The sequence below is a fragment of the Bradyrhizobium sp. SZCCHNR1017 genome, from assembly GCF_032381375.1.
Classification (GTDB): domain Bacteria; phylum Pseudomonadota; class Alphaproteobacteria; order Rhizobiales; family Xanthobacteraceae; genus Bradyrhizobium.
Window position 1 is genome coordinate 97,845 of the sequence record NZ_JAUHIR010000012.1, and the last position, 14,202, is coordinate 112,046.

At 67.8% G+C, this 14,202-nt stretch carries 10 protein-coding genes; 4 read left to right on the forward strand and 6 right to left on the reverse strand.

What is annotated here, in order from left to right:
• Positions 1-8 precede the first annotated feature (8 nt).
• The 5 genes from QW863_RS26150 to QW863_RS26170 all read right to left on the reverse strand — a co-directional run bounded on the left by QW863_RS26150 (position 9) and on the right by QW863_RS26170 (position 8,816).
• Entirely contained in the window at positions 9-3,782 is a 3,774-nt protein-coding gene (locus tag QW863_RS26150; RefSeq protein WP_315769122.1) for an AsmA-like C-terminal region-containing protein, read from the reverse strand.
• Between the two features lie 168 nt (positions 3,783-3,950).
• Positions 3,951-5,183, reverse strand: a complete 1,233-nt coding sequence (locus QW863_RS26155) for a cytochrome P450 (protein WP_315713385.1) — start codon at positions 5,181-5,183, stop codon at positions 3,951-3,953.
• A 72-nt stretch (positions 5,184-5,255) separates the two neighbouring features.
• Positions 5,256-6,557: an MFS transporter gene (locus QW863_RS26160; RefSeq protein WP_315752462.1), complete on the reverse strand. Its 1,302-nt coding sequence runs from the start codon at positions 6,555-6,557 to the stop codon at positions 5,256-5,258.
• Between the two features lie 797 nt (positions 6,558-7,354).
• Positions 7,355-8,167: a class III extradiol ring-cleavage dioxygenase gene (locus QW863_RS26165; RefSeq protein ID WP_315769123.1), complete on the reverse strand. Its 813-nt coding sequence runs from the start codon at positions 8,165-8,167 to the stop codon at positions 7,355-7,357.
• A gap of 214 nt (positions 8,168-8,381) precedes the next feature.
• On the reverse strand, positions 8,382-8,816 hold the full coding sequence (locus tag QW863_RS26170) for a DoxX family protein (protein ID WP_315713388.1): 435 nt from the start codon (positions 8,814-8,816) through the stop codon (positions 8,382-8,384).
• Between the two features lie 102 nt (positions 8,817-8,918).
• On the opposite strand from QW863_RS26170, the gene QW863_RS26175 reads away from it, so the two are divergent.
• The 4 genes from QW863_RS26175 to QW863_RS26190 all read left to right on the forward strand — a co-directional run bounded on the left by QW863_RS26175 (position 8,919) and on the right by QW863_RS26190 (position 12,552).
• Positions 8,919-9,836, forward strand: coding sequence for a LysR family transcriptional regulator (locus tag QW863_RS26175; RefSeq protein ID WP_315769125.1), 918 nt, complete (start codon positions 8,919-8,921; stop codon positions 9,834-9,836).
• A 42-nt stretch (positions 9,837-9,878) separates the two neighbouring features.
• Positions 9,879-11,582: a SulP family inorganic anion transporter gene (locus QW863_RS26180; protein WP_315769127.1), complete on the forward strand. Its 1,704-nt coding sequence runs from the start codon at positions 9,879-9,881 to the stop codon at positions 11,580-11,582.
• A 199-nt stretch (positions 11,583-11,781) separates the two neighbouring features.
• Entirely contained in the window at positions 11,782-12,012 is a 231-nt protein-coding gene (locus QW863_RS26185) for a hypothetical protein (RefSeq protein ID WP_315769129.1), read from the forward strand.
• Positions 12,013-12,279: 267 nt separating this feature from the next.
• Positions 12,280-12,552: a GCG_CRPN prefix-to-repeats domain-containing protein gene (locus QW863_RS26190; protein ID WP_315713392.1), complete on the forward strand. Its 273-nt coding sequence runs from the start codon at positions 12,280-12,282 to the stop codon at positions 12,550-12,552.
• A gap of 176 nt (positions 12,553-12,728) precedes the next feature.
• Here QW863_RS26190 and QW863_RS26195 read toward each other — a convergent pair whose 3' ends face one another.
• Positions 12,729-14,150: an FAD-binding oxidoreductase gene (locus QW863_RS26195; protein WP_315713393.1), complete on the reverse strand. Its 1,422-nt coding sequence runs from the start codon at positions 14,148-14,150 to the stop codon at positions 12,729-12,731.
• Positions 14,151-14,202 lie beyond the last annotated feature (52 nt).

The following is a 14,202-nucleotide window of genomic DNA, read 5'->3' on the forward strand; positions in this document are numbered from 1 at the left end:
AGCCGGCATCATGGACTGCCCGGCGGCGTCAGCACGACCGGCGGACGCGGCACCGGCCGTGGGCGCGGCGGCAGCGCACCCGGCGCGGGCTTGATCTCGACCGGCGGCGGCAAGGGCGCGACCTGCGGCTGGCTCGATGCCATCGGTGCCGCCGGCTGAGGCGCAGGGGCGGGAGCCGAGAGCGGCGGGGTCAGCGGCGGCACGACGGCGCGCGGACCACCGAGCTTGGTGCGCGGCTCGCGCCGCGGATCACGACCGGGCAGCGGCACGTCGGCCGCGCTCGGTGCCGCCGGGCCAGCCTCGGGTGCACCGGGCAGCGACGCCGTCGACGACGGATAGGCCGGCGGCACCTCGCCGCGCGCGATCGCATCCAGCCGCCGCGTCTCGCGATCGATGGCACGCACCGCCAGCCACGACGACAGCGAGGTGACGTCGACCGCGCGCGTCAGCGCCTCGGACGTCCCGACCACGAACAGCTGGATCTCGGGACGGCTATTGGCATTGCCGACCGTGCTCGTGCTCAGGCTGACGCGAATGTCGGCCTGATCGGCCGGAATGTCGAAGCCACCGGAGACGATGGCACGGGCGCCCTGCGCTTCGAGCGTGGTGGCGCCGACACGCAGCCGGCCATCGCGGATGATGAAGGGGATCTGCGCAGCCGTGACCGGCAACGTCCCCGATGCCAGCACCGGCTCGATCACCTGCCGCAACTTGCCGTCGTCGCTCACCTGGCCTGCGTCGGCCGCGCGCAACGCCGCATCGAACGCCCGCGGGTCGAGATTGGGGAGCGCCGCATTGTCAAGCGTCACCGTGCCATTGCCCGAGAGCGCATTGATCATTGCCTGCACGCTGCGTCCTTCGGCGGCGAGCGTCATCTGCGCCGAAACCTTGCCGGCCGGCATCTTCAGGCTGTGATAGCGTAGCGCGTTGCCGTCAATACCGGCCAACTCGACGCGGCCGTTCAGGACGAGACCATTCGCGTTGGAGCGCGCATCCACGGTCGCGTTGACGTCGCCGCCGCCGAGCTTGCCCTTGAGATTCTCGATGGTCAGCGACTGGCCGTCGCTCTTGATGGCGCCGCCCAGCGGACGCAGATCAGTGCCGTTCAGAATGGCGCCGCTGAGGGCCTGAAACGAGACGCGTCCGCGCCATCCCTTCAAGAGACCGGCGCCCAAAGGCTCGGCCGGCTCACGCCCGGCCCCGCCGATCAGCACCGAGAACACTTGCGGCACGTCGAGCGCGTCCAGCCCGAGTTCGCCGTCGATCTGCTTGTCGTCATCGAGCACCAGCGCGAGCCGGCCACGCAGCCGCGATCCGCCGACCGTGCTGTCGATGTCGTCGAGCGTCACGCGATTGTTGGAAAGACCAAGACGGCCGAACAGCCGGATGTTCTGCGCCGCCGAATCCTGCGGCTTCAATCCGAACAACGGCGACAGGTTGGCGCTGCGCAGGCGCAGATTGACGTTGGCCTTGGCGGTGTCGCCCCAGGGATCGATGGAGCCTTGCGCATCGCCATCGAGACCGGCGCCGGACAGCTTCGCATTCACCCGCAGCGGCGTCCGCCAGCTGCCGGTCACGCTGGCGTCGAACTGGGCCGGACCGTTGCCCGCCGCCGCGACGCGATCGAGTCCGAGCAGCGCCAGCACGGCACTGCCCTGCTCCGACGACACCCGGCTCTCGATTCCAAGCTCGGTTCGATCGATCGCATCGAGCTCGAAGCTGCGCAGCGCCGCCGCCGACGGTTTTGCCGTCAGCGTCGCCGAGCCCTTGAGTTGCGGCGCGTCGAGATCGAGCACCGCCTTGGCCTGGCTGCGATCGGCATTGGCCGGATCCTTGGCGAGATCGAGCGTGAGCTTCAGCCGGGCGGCACCGGCAGGCGTGCCGAGCGCATCGAAGCGGGCGGCGATCTGCGGCGCCAGCGGCTGCACCAGCGCAGTGATCTCCTTGAGCGAGCCGGCCATCGAGGTCACCACCAGCCGCCCGGTTGCATCGGCGCGATCGAACCGGCCGGAGCCCTCGCTCGTCACGCCGCTGCTTTGGCCGAACTTGATCTGGTCGATGGCGATGGTCTTGGGATCGTAGGAAAAGCGCGCGGTGAGCGGACGCAGCTCCTGGCCGCTGAGCTTGGCGCGGCCGACGTCCAGCGCCACGCTGGCCTCCGCCGGCCACTCGCCGGTAACGCCGACCAGCGAACGGGTCACGGCCATCGCCGCGTCGAGATCGAGCCGATCGCCCTTCAGCACCGCCTCGAAACGCGAGCCCGGCCCCGCTGGCCGGTTGACGAGGGCGACGCGTCCATCAACGGAGCCGCCGTCGATGTCGGCCTTGAGGCTGTCGATCGCGACCCGCTCCGGCGCCACGTTGAGGTCGCCACGCAGCCGCAGCGGACGCTGCGTGCGATAGCTGCTGTCGCTGCGGCCCTGCAGCCAGGCCACCAGCGTGTCGGGCTCCGACGATTCGAGATCAAGCGCGCCGGTGAAGCCCGATGTGACCGAGGTCGAGATGCCGATGGTCCGGAAGGTCAGCCGTGTCGAGCCGGGCGCGCGCAGATCGACCTTTTCGAGGCTCCATGCCGAAGGCTCGTTGTGGAGGTCGGCAGTAAAGTTCTGCACCGGGCGGCCGGAAAGCATGATCTGCTCGGTCGCGAACTGCACGTTGGCCGGCATCGGCAGGGTCGGCAGTTGTGCGATCCAATTGCGCAGCGCCGGCAGCACCAGCGCGGGCGCGATCGCCCGTCGATCCTTGATGTCGTCACCGCCGGCCAGGAGCTTGTCGGCATCGAGCTGGCGTGCGGACAGTGAGGCTTTCAGCACGGGGGCGGCGCCGAAACGGACGTCGCCGCTGCCCGCGAATTTGAGCGAGCGATCCTCCTGGCCGAAGCTGACCTCGATCTGGTCGAGCTTGGCCGACGCCTGGTCGCCGACGATCTTGGTGGCGATGCGCCAAGGCGTCGCGCCGGCCTGGTTCAGCGGACCCGCCTTGGCCTGTTGAGCCTGCTTTGCGGATGGCTCCTTCACAGGCTGGGCGGGCTTGTCGTTGTCGGCGCCCTGCTCCTTCGGGGGCGACGACAGCGTCAGCGCGCCCTCGAACTTCGGCGAGCGGTTGGGGAAGCTGATGAGGCCTTCGATGTCGGCCATCACGGGACGCTCGCCCGGGTCGATGTTGAGGTGGACGCGCAGGCCGTTGGAGTCCTTGTCCTGGCTCGACGACACCCGGAACGGGTAGCGGCCGCCGCGGATCGACACCGCGCCATCGCCGCGCAGCGAACCGGCCAGCGAACGCACGTCGCCGGAGAAGACGATGTCGGTCAGTTCCAGCGTCGAGCGGCTGGCCGCGTCGTGCAGCGCGACACGGCCGGTGAGGTTGAGCCGGTCGATGGCGAGCGCGGCCAGATCGAAGCGGCCGGAGGCTGCCGGCAGGTCGACCTGACCCTTGGCATCGAGGCCGAGATCGGCCGCCATGCCGCCGATGGTAAGCTCGTTCGCCCGCCACTGCCCCCGCATGAGGTCGCCGAGGCTGAATTCGACGTCGAGCTTGTCGGCGCGCAGCTTGCCGAGGTGGTTGGCGCCGCCGAAGGTGACCTGGCGCAGCCGCAGCGTCGGCGTCGGCAAAAGCCGTGCGTCCAGCGCACCGGCGACCCGCACGGGCACGCCAATGATCTTGCCCGCCTCGGCCTCGAACTGCGGCCGGAACTGGTTCCAGTCGACGAAGTACGGGCCGATCAGCGCAGCAAGGAGCGCAAGGATGAAGGCAATCGCCAAGCCGAGCAGGGTCGTCTGCACGGGGTCTCCCTCAAAGGACAACGCTCCGGCGTCCCAACCTTAAAACCAATGCGGCCGCGGCCCACTGGCATCGATACCGGAGCGCTGCATCATATAGGATTAAGTATGGCGAAGTCACAGCGCTGTCGGTCTTTCCGGGGCGTTGGACAACTCCGTTGACGAAGATGGTTACCAGTGGGCCGGCAGCCGTTTGAGGCCGCGCAGCACGAAGGTCGGCCGCCAGTCCGGGTTGTCCGGATCGTCCAGCTTCAGCTCCGGCAGCCGCCGCAGCAGGGTTCCGATGGCGATCTCGGCCTCGATCCGGGCAAGCTGCGCGCCCAGGCAATGATGGATGCCGCCGCCGAACGACAGCGGCTTCACGTTTGGCCTGGTGATATCGAGCTGCTCCGGATTGTCCGGATACACGGCGGGATCGCGGTTGGCCGAGCCGAGCAGACACAGCACGCTCTCGCCCGCAGGAATCCGCCGGCCGCCGAGATCCTCGATATCCTCGAGCGCGACCCGCCCGGTGAGCTGCACCGAGGAATCGTAGCGCAGGAATTCCTCGATCGCGTTCGTGATCAGCTCCGGCCGCGCCTTCAAGAGCGCCAGCTGCTCCGGGTTGCGGTGCAGCGCCAGCAGGCCGTTGCCGATCAGGTTGACCGTGGTCTCGTGTCCCGCGCCGAACAACAGGATGATGTTGGCGGTCAGTTCCTCATGGCTGAGCTTGGCACCGTCCTCCTCGGCCTGCAGCAGCTGCGTCGTCAGGTCGTCGCCCGGATGTTTCCGGCGCAGCTCGAACAGGTGCTGGAAATACGCCTTGGACACGGCATTGCCGGCATTGCCCTCGGCAATCTCGGCCTTGGACAGCGGCACCGGCTCGAGCAGGCGGCCGCCCTCGCGCGAGCTCTTGTAGAACGCCTCGCGATGCTCCTCGGGAATCCCAAGCATGTCGCAGATGACGGTGACCGGCAGCTTGAACGCGAAGTCCTCGATCAGATCCATCCGGCCCTGCGGAATCACCGCGTCGAGCGTGCGGTCGACGATCTCCTGGATGCGCGGCCGCATGTCCTCGACCCGCCGCGCCGTGAACGCCTTCACGACGAGGCCGCGCAGCCGGGTGTGGTCCGGCGGGTCCTGCTGCAGCATCCAATGCCGCATGCTCTGGAACACCGGCTCCTGCATGATGTCGGGGCCGTAGCGCCGAATCGAACGCGCGACGAAGTCCTTGCCGAAGCGCTTATCGCGCAGCACCAGGCTCGATTCCGCGTGCCGGCTGGCGAGGAACGCGCCGAACGGCGTCACATGCATCGGATCGTTGTCGCGCAGTTGCGCATAGAAGGGATAGGGATCGCGGATGAACTCCGGCGACAGCGGATTGAACAGCGGCGCGGCCTTGGCGGCCTGGACATGCTCGTTCATGGGGTTCCTCTCCCTGGATTGGCCGATTAGCTCACGGCCGCGGCGCGATGGCAAGTCGGCCCCGATCACACATCATGCCGCCGCCCCCGCCGTCTTTAACCTGTGCAACTGGCCGGCGACGAGGCGGACCCGGCGGGGGGCCGCGATCCAGATCGCCGCCGCCGAGACGAAGGCGCCGAGGAAGGCGATCACGAAGCCCGGCGTGTAGCTCAGGGTGTAGTCATACAGCACGCCGGTCACCCACGGCCCCGCTGCGCCGCCGCACAGCCCGATCAACATCAGCGTTCCGAAGATGCTGCCGAAATGCGCCCCCTGGAATATTTCCAGCGCGACCGCGCCCATCACCGAGGTCAGGCCGTAGCCCAGCGCGCCCTGCGTCGCCACCATGACGTAGATCAGCACCAGCGACGGCGCGGCCTTGAGCGCGATCAGCGCGGCGAAGCAGATCGCGAAGCCGAGACAGCCTAATCCCCACACCGCCTCGCGCCCCAGGCGATCCGACAAATGGCCGAGTGCGATCTGGCCGGGTATCCCGAGCAGGCTGACGGCCCCGAGCGCCCACACCGCGACGCTCGAGCTGAAGCCGATCTCGAGCAGGTATTTCGTCTGGTGCACCTGCACCGCGTACCAGACATAGAGCCCGAAGAAATAGCCCAGCGCGAGCCACCAGAACCGGCCCGTGCGCAGCGCGCGCGACAACGTCCAGTCGGTGCCGGCCCAGGCGGCGTCGACGACGTTGGAGACCGGCTTGGCCGCGTGGGCGAGCGGCGCGGCGTCGCCGTCGGGGCGCAGGCCGATCTCCTCCGGCTTCTTGCGCAGCAAGAGATTGATCGGCGCCAGCACGACCAGCACGACGATGCCCATCGCGGTGCAGGCCGTGCGCCAGTTGGTCTGCGCGATCATGTGCTGCACCCACGGCAACAGCGTCATCGAGCCGACGCCGACGCCGGCGAAGGCGATGCCGATCGCCAGCCCGCGGCGGCGAATGAACCAGTTCGGCAGGAACAAGGACTGGCCGGAATAGCCAAGGCAGACGCTGCCGGCGCCGACCATCACGCCGATGGTGAGGTACAGATGCCAGGGCTGCGTGGTCAGCGGCGCGAGCAGGAGACCGCCGGCCATCAGCACGACGCCGAGCTCCATTACGGCCCGCGGGCCGGTGCGATCCATCAGCCGTCCGATCAGCGGACTGACGATTCCGGAGGCAACGAAGCCGAACGAGAACGCGCCGGCGGTGACGCCGCGGTCCCAGCCGAATTCGGCGAGAACAGGCGGATAGAACAGCGAGAACGCCGTGCGTGCATTGACGCCGACGGCCATCGTCACGAAAGTCACGGCGACGATGACCCACCCATAAAAGAACGGCAGGCGCATTGTTGTTTCACTCCCTGGTGCATCCTTCGCATCATCTGCATGCGGAGGGGTCAAGGATTTTCTACGCCGCGCCATCCCGTGTCAGTTACCTCCGAGGTCATGTGTGCGGCGCACAGATTGGAGGCAGCTCCTCTCCTCCGTCATGGCGAGCGCAGCGAAGCAATCCAGACTCGTGCCGCGGAGAGATTCTGGATTGCTTCGCTGCGCTCGCAATGACGATTGTGGCGATAGCTTGAATCCATCGATCGAACAGACGCGCGTCTGCAATTCCGCGGCATGACATGCCCGGGCTGTGCAACGTCCGTTCACCCTCATCGAACAGGAGGGCGCAGGGAAGGCCGGGCGCTGGCCGCGCCCGTGGCCCGCCTGCTCAAAAAAATGCAGGCGGCAGGTACCACAGGTTCAGCCGAGATCACCCGGCCCTCCCTGCGCGATGGTCTTCACGCTTATATGCAGGCTTCCTGGCGCTCGGCTTGTTGGCCGCCATGCGCGACAACGCGTTTCACGCGTTGCGCGGTGATACCAGCGTCGAGGTATCAGAACCCTGCAACTTCACGTCCGCAAGAGCTTCGTTCGTCCGCACATCGAAAGGACATGCTGCGAGTTCTCGCGGCCACCGCTCCCCGCCTCGCGTGTCGTGACGATCGCGCGCAACGCCCCTCCGCAAGTGAGGCGGGATGCGCGGAAGGATCGCGGTGATTTGCCCGACGACGCAAGCGAAATGACTGCGACAAAGTAACCCGTCGGGCAAAATGGACCCGACGGGCAGATGCAGATCGAACTAACAAGTCAGCGGCTCACGCCGCAGCCTTCGCCTCGTCTGCGCCGTGGAACGCATACACGTCCATGCGCAGCACGCCGTAATTGGCGCTGTTGTGCAGGCGCTCCACGCGGGCGCCCTCGCCAGCGGCGCCGAGCGCGGCGAACAGCGGCAGGAAGTGCTCGTCGGTCGGATGGTTGTCGCGCGCGTGCGGGGCGAGACGGCGGTAGTCGACGAGATCGTCGACGCGACCCTCGATCGCGGCCTGGTGCACCCAGTCGGCGAAGTCGACCACCCAGGACGGCGCGGGATCGTCGATGTCGAGCCGGCGCTTGCGGAACTCGCCGAGATTGTGGGTGAAGCTGCCGCTGCCGATGATCAGCACGCCCTCCTCGCGCAGCGGCGCCAGCGCACGGCCGAGCGCGAGATGATGCGCAGGGCCCTGCTCGGTCTGGATCGAGAGCTGCAGCACCGGAATGTCGGCCTGCGGGTACATCAGGAGCAGCGGCACCCAGGCGCCGTGATCGAGGCCGCGCTCGCGGTCGATGCCGACCGGCAGGCCGGCCGCCTGCAACCGCGCCGCGACGGCCCGCGCGAGATCGGGCGCCCCCGGCGCGGGATAGCGCAACTGATAGAGCTCGCGGGGAAAGCCGTAGAAGTCGTAGATGGTCTCGTTGGTGGCGACCGCATTGACGGCGGGGATGTCGGTCTCCCAATGCGCCGAGATCACCAGGATCGCCTTCGGCCGCGGCAGGCTGCCGCCGAGGCCGACGAGGAAGTCGCGGGCGGCCGAATCCGTGAGCGGCAGCATCGGCGAACCATGCGACAGGAAGATGCTGGGCAGGGTCATGTCATCTCTCCTCGGGCGATATAGGGATGTCCACCTGTCAACCCAACCCACAGCCGTCGTCCCTGCGAAAGCAGGGACCCATACCGCGTGATCAGCATTTGAGGCAGGCTGCGCGTCGACCAGCGTGCTCGACCCAAGTCCGCTTGTGGTTATGGGTCCCCGCGTTCGCGGGGACGACACTGAGATTGTCGCGGCAGTCAACCAACCATGACGATCAGTGTGCGCTGCGGAGCTGACCGCCGGCAAGGCCACTGCGAAGGCTGCCCAGCGCATAGGCGCCGTCGCCGAGCAGGGCCTGGATCACCAGGGTGACGGCCCAGAACGCCGGATACTCCCAGCCGCCCTTCGGATTGTTGAAGAAGAACCCGGCAGAGCCATGCACGGTGAAGATGGCGCCGAGCAGGATCGGCACGGCGGCGAGCGCGACCCAGCGGGTGGCGATACCGAGGATCAGGGCAATGCCGGCCAGGATCTCGGCGGCGATCACGAGATAGGCCAGTTCGGGCGGCAGGCCGATGCTGCCGAAGAACTTTGCGGTGCCGGCCGGGCTGAAGACGAACAGCTTGAGGCTGGCATGGGCCAGGAACAGCCCGCCAAGAGTGAGGCGGAGCAGGAGCGCGGCATAAGGCGCAGTACGGGAATCGATCATCGGGACCTCCGTGGGGACTTCCCGCCATATGGATCATTTCCCCTCAGACGATAATCCGCTACAATGGAAAATCAGTTCACACTCCAAGAGTGAGATGATCCAGTGTTGGACCGGTTGACCGGACTGGAGGTGCTCTCGAAGGTGGCCGGTTCCGGAAGCCTGTCGGGCGCGGCCCGCCTGCTCGGCATGTCGCCGACCATGGTGACAAAACACCTCGCCGCACTGGAAACGCGACTCGGCACCAAGCTGTTTCACCGCACGACCCGTCGGCTGACGATCACCGAGGCCGGACGCCGCTATCTCGACCTCGCCGAGCGCGTGCTCGGCGACTTCGAGGCGGCCGAGAGCGCGATCGCGGCCGACCGCGTCGAGCCGCGCGGGCTGTTGCGCCTCAACGTCCCGCTCGCCTTCGGCACGCGCCAGATCGCACCGCTGCTTGCCGGCTTCGCCGCGCTCCATCCCGGCGTCAGCGTCGAGCTCGGCCTCAACGACCGGCTGGTCGACCTGATCGAGGAAGGCTGGGATCTCGCGATCCGCATCGGCACGCTCAAGGACTCCAGCCTGGTGGCGCGGCGGCTGGCGCCGTGCCGGATGATGGTGTGCGCCGCGCCGTCCTATCTCGCCGTGCATGGGACACCGCGCACCACGGCCGATCTCGCCGGTCACAACTGCCTCGGCTATACGCTGGCGGCGGCCGGCCCGTCGCGCTGGCGCATGGGCGGCAAAGCCGCGGTCGATGTCACGGTGAGCGGCAATCTGCGCGCCAACAATGGCGATGCGCTGCTCGCGGCGGCGTTGGCCGGACAGGGCGTGATCTACCAGCCGACCTTCATCGTCGGCGACGACATCCGCGCGGGCCGGCTGGTGCCGCTGACGCTCGACGCGCCGCCGTCGGACCTGCTGGCGGTGCACGCCGTCTATCTGCCGGACCGCGCGCCGTCGGCCAAGGTGCGCGCCTTCATCGACCACCTCGCCGCGGCGTTCGCGCCGGAGCCGCCCTGGGATCGCGATCTTGCGTGAGCGGACGAACAACTCGACCGTGATGCGCTCGGAGACATCGACATGATCGAGCAACCACGCCACGACGGCAACCATCATTGGCCGATGCTCCGCTCGCTGCGAGGCTGGCGGATCAGCGCCCTGCCCGCCGATCTCGCCGCCGGATTGACGCTGGCGGCGATCGCGATCCCCGAGCAGATGGCGACCGCCAAGCTCGGCGGCTTCACGCCCGAGACCGGCTTCTTCGCCTTCATGGCGGGATCGCTGGGGTTCGCGCTGTTCGGCGCCAACCGCTTCCTGTCCTGCGGCGCCGATTCCACGATCACGCCGATCTTCGCCGGCGGCCTGGCGCTGCTCGCGGCCAGCGGCACGCTTGAATACGGCAGCCTCGCTGCGGCGCTGGCGCTGCTGGTCGGGGTCATGCTGGTGCTGGCCGGCGGCTTCAGGCTCGGCGGCATCGCCAACCTGCTGTCGGTGCCGGTCACCGTGGGCTTCCTGGCCGGCATCGCCGTTCACATCATCGTCTCGCAATTGCCGGGCGTGCTCGGCCTGCCGTCACCGAGCGGGCCAACGCTGGCGCGGATCGCCACCCTCGCTGGCGAACTCGGCAAGGCCAACGGGTACACGATGCTCATCGGCTTCGGCGTGCTCGCGACCATCACGGTCTGCGAGCGGATCAGCGCCCGCATTCCCGGCGCGCTGATCGCGCTTACGGCCTCGACCTTGTTCGTGCTCTCGGCCGGGCTGCGGGGACGCGGCGTGCCCGTCATCGGCGAGATCGCCGGCACGGTGCCGATGCCGTCCGTGCCGCTGATCGGGCCGGAACAATGGGCGAAGCTGGTTCCGCTCGCCTTCCTGATCGCGGTCGTGGTGATGGTGCAGACGTCGGCGACGACGCGCTCGTTCCCTTCCGATCCCGACCGCGCGGCCGACGTCGACCGCGACTTCCTCGGCGCCGGTGCCGGCAGCCTGCTGGCCGGATTGTTCGGCGCGTTTCCGGTCAATGCGAGTCCACCGCGCACCGGCATCGTGGTCGAGACCGGCGGCCGGTCGCAGGTCGCGGGCCTGCTCGCCGCTGGGATCGTGCTGCTGCTCGTGCTGTTCGGAGCCCGGCTGCTTGCAAACGTCCCGGAGGCGGCGCTCGGCGGCGTGCTGCTGTTCGTCGCGCTGCGCATCATCCGCGTCGCGCAGATCACGAGCGTCTATCGTGCGTCGAAGGGCGAGTTCCTGCTCATCCTGGCCACCGCGGTGGCCATCGTCGCACTGCCGATCGAGCAGGGCGTCGCGCTCGGCATCGCGCTGTCGCTGCTGCACGGCATCTGGAGCACGACGCGCGCCCACCTCATCGCCTTCCAGCGCGTGCCGGACACGACGATCTGGTGGCCGGCGCATCCGCAGATCAAGGGCGAGGAACTGTCCGACATCGCCGTGGTCGGCTTCCAGGCCCCGCTCAGCTTCCTCAATGCGGCGACGTTCCGCGCCGACATGCAGCGCCTGCTGCGCAGCCGCAAGCCGCGGCTGGTGGTGTTCGAGGCCAGCGCCATCGTCGAGATCGATTTCACCGCCGCGCAGACCCTGCGCGACGTGATCCATATCTGCAACGAGGCCGGTATCGTGTTCGCGGTGGCGCGGCTGGAGTCGCTGCGGGCCCAGGCGGCCTTCGAACGGTTCGGCCTGTACGATGTGCTGCCGCGGGAGCGCGTGTTCCACAGCGTCGATCACGCGCTGCAGAAGCTGCGCAGCAGTGCCTCGGATGTGCACGCTTGAGGGAATGGCGGCACGAGCGCCGCCGCGGTCGACGACGACCCCGGCGGCAGGCGGACGCTTGCGCTCTGCGCAGTGACCTCGTGATACAAACCGTTACACGTTGCGGCGACGGTCGACATATGCCCGCTAAATTCATCGGCGAGACAACCGCCTCACGAGGCCCGGCGCGTCGGCCGCGGCGAGAGAGGAATCATCGATCATGCACAAGCTGCTTCCGCTGCTGTTGATAGTCATCTCCAGCACCGCCGCCCAGGCTCAGGACAGGAGCGCCATGCGCCAGGCCTGCGGCGACGATGTGCGTACGCTCTGTACTGGAATCATCCCGGGCGGCGGCCGCATCAAGCAATGCATGATCGAGAAGTTCGACAAGCTCTCCGACGGTTGCAGGACGGCGTTGAAGGACGCAAAGGCGCAGCAAGGCGGAAAATGATGCCGCCTGCGACGAAAGCCAGCGGGACGCGTCGCTGATCGTTCATGTTCCTTGCAGCGAATGTCTGCTAGAAGACCGCACGATGGCGTCGACACTGCAGCGATGCGCCACATGATCGGCAGAGCTGCATCGGGCGACCGGCGTCGTCGAGAGCTCTATGGTACTGGGAAGAGGTTTCGAGACCTCGAAAATATTGCGAAACCAAAATTTGCCCGACGACGTCTAAGGACTGCACTGCTTCGAAACCAACGAGAGGACCGCACTGCAATGCGCAATCTGTTCACCTCCGCCCTGCTCGCCGCGACCGTCATGTTGGGCGCGTCGGCCGCGCAGGCCTTCACGCTGCCAGCCCAGCCGGCTGCTCCGGACAGCAATGTCGAGCGCGTCGCCGGCGGCTGTGGTCCCGGTTGGTTCCCCGACCGCTGGGGCCGCTGCCGGCCCGCCCCGCGCGTCTATCGCCCCTACGGCTACGGCGTCTACGGCCCGCGCACCTGCTGGGTGCGGCCGACCCCGTGGGGACCGCGCCGCGTCTGCCGTTGATCTGCACGGAAACAAAGCGCCGCCGCGTGTCGAACGCGGCGGCGTTTTCTATTTGGTGAATCGTGATGCATTCCGACATCTCCCGCGAGCTGGGAGATGTGAGCAGCGGCCCTATGTGAGCAGCGGGCCTGCACGCCGAACCCAAATCCGAAACCCAGCTCGGCTTGGATTGCCGATCAGCGCGCCGGGATGATCTTGCCTGGATTGAAGATGTTCTGCGGATCGAGCGCCTGCTTCACCGCGCGCATCGCATCGAGCGCTTCCGGGCCGAGCTCGGACTCGAGATATTTCTGCTTGCCCTGGCCGATGCCGTGCTCGCCGGTGCAGGTGCCGCCCATGGCCTGCGCGCGCTCGACGAGGCGATGCATGAACTCGTCGCCGCGGGCCATCTCGTCGGCGTCGTCGACGTCGCACATCAAGGAGCAGTGGAAATTGCCGTCGCCGACATGGCCGACGATCGGCGAGGTCAGCCTGAGACGCGCGAGGTCCTCCTCGGTCTCGGTGACGCAGTCCGCGAGCCTGGAGATCGGCACGCAGACATCGGTCGCGACCACGCCAACACCGGGCCGGATCGCCTTCACGGACCAATAGGCATCGTGACGCGCCTGCCACAGCTTGGTGCGATCCTCCGGCTTGGTGGTCCAGGCGAAGTCGCCGCCGCCGCACTCCCTGGCGATCTCGGCAAAGTTCTTCGACTGCTCGGCGACCTCGGCCTCGCTGCCGTGAAACTCCAAGAGCAGCAGCGGCGTCTCCGGCAGGGTCAGCTTGGAATAGGCGTTGCACGCCCTGACCTGCGCCGCATTGAGCAGCTCGATGCGCGCCACCGGAATGCCGGTCTGGATCGCGAGGATCGTCGCCTGGCAGGCGCCGCGCACGGTCTCGAACGAGCACGACGCCGCGGCGATGGTCTCGGGAATGCCGCGCAGGCGGATCGTCATCTCGCAGATGATGCCGAGCGTGCCCTCGGCGCCGATGAACAGGTGCGTCAAATCGTAGCCGGCCGCGGACTTCTTGGCGCGGGTGCCGGTCTTGATGATCTCGCCGTCGCCACGCACGACCTTCAGCGCCAGCACGTTCTCGCGGATGGTGCCGTAGCGCACCGCATTGGTGCCGGAGGCCCGCGTCGACGCCATGCCGCCGAGGGACGCGTCGGCGCCGGGATCGATCGGAAAGAACAGGCCCTGGTCGCGCAGATATTCGTTCAAAGTCTTGCGGGTGATGCCGGGCTGGATCACGCAGTCGAGGTCCTCGGCATGCACCTCCAGCACCTTGTTCATGTCGCGCATGTCGATGCAGATGCCGCCGGCCGGCGCATTGACCTGGCCCTCCAGCGAGGTGCCGGTGCCGAACGGAATGATCGGCACGCCTTTTGGCGCACAGATGCGGACGACGTCCTGGATGTCGGCGGTCTCCTGCGCCAGCACCACGCCATCCGGCGGCTGCGTCGGCAGCCAGGTCGTGGTATGGCCATGTTGCTCGCGCACGGCCTGCGAGGTGATGAGCCGGTTGCCGAAGCGAGCCGCGAGTGCGTCGAGCGCGCTCTTGAGCGCCTCCGGCGCGGGCCGCTTCAAATCGTGATGGGGGATCGTCGTCGCCACTGCTTCCTCCGAAAGTTGGGCGGACCGTGGCAAAGGACGCAACAGGGGTCAA

Excerpts from the sequence above, each read along its gene's own strand:
- QW863_RS26190 (WP_315713392.1), top strand. The coding sequence starts at position 12,280 with ATGCGCAATCTGTTCACCTCCGCCCTGCTCGCCGCGACCGTCATGTTG.
- QW863_RS26170 (WP_315713388.1), bottom strand. The coding sequence starts at position 8,816 with ATGATCGATTCCCGTACTGCGCCTTATGCCGCGCTCCTGCTCCGCCTC.
- QW863_RS26155 (WP_315713385.1), bottom strand. The coding sequence starts at position 5,183 with ATGAACGAGCATGTCCAGGCCGCCAAGGCCGCGCCGCTGTTCAATCCG.
- QW863_RS26160 (WP_315752462.1), bottom strand. The coding sequence starts at position 6,557 with ATGCGCCTGCCGTTCTTTTATGGGTGGGTCATCGTCGCCGTGACTTTC.
- QW863_RS26185 (WP_315769129.1), top strand. The coding sequence starts at position 11,782 with ATGCACAAGCTGCTTCCGCTGCTGTTGATAGTCATCTCCAGCACCGCC.
- QW863_RS26165 (WP_315769123.1), bottom strand. The coding sequence starts at position 8,167 with ATGACCCTGCCCAGCATCTTCCTGTCGCATGGTTCGCCGATGCTGCCG.
- QW863_RS26180 (WP_315769127.1), top strand. The coding sequence starts at position 9,879 with ATGATCGAGCAACCACGCCACGACGGCAACCATCATTGGCCGATGCTC.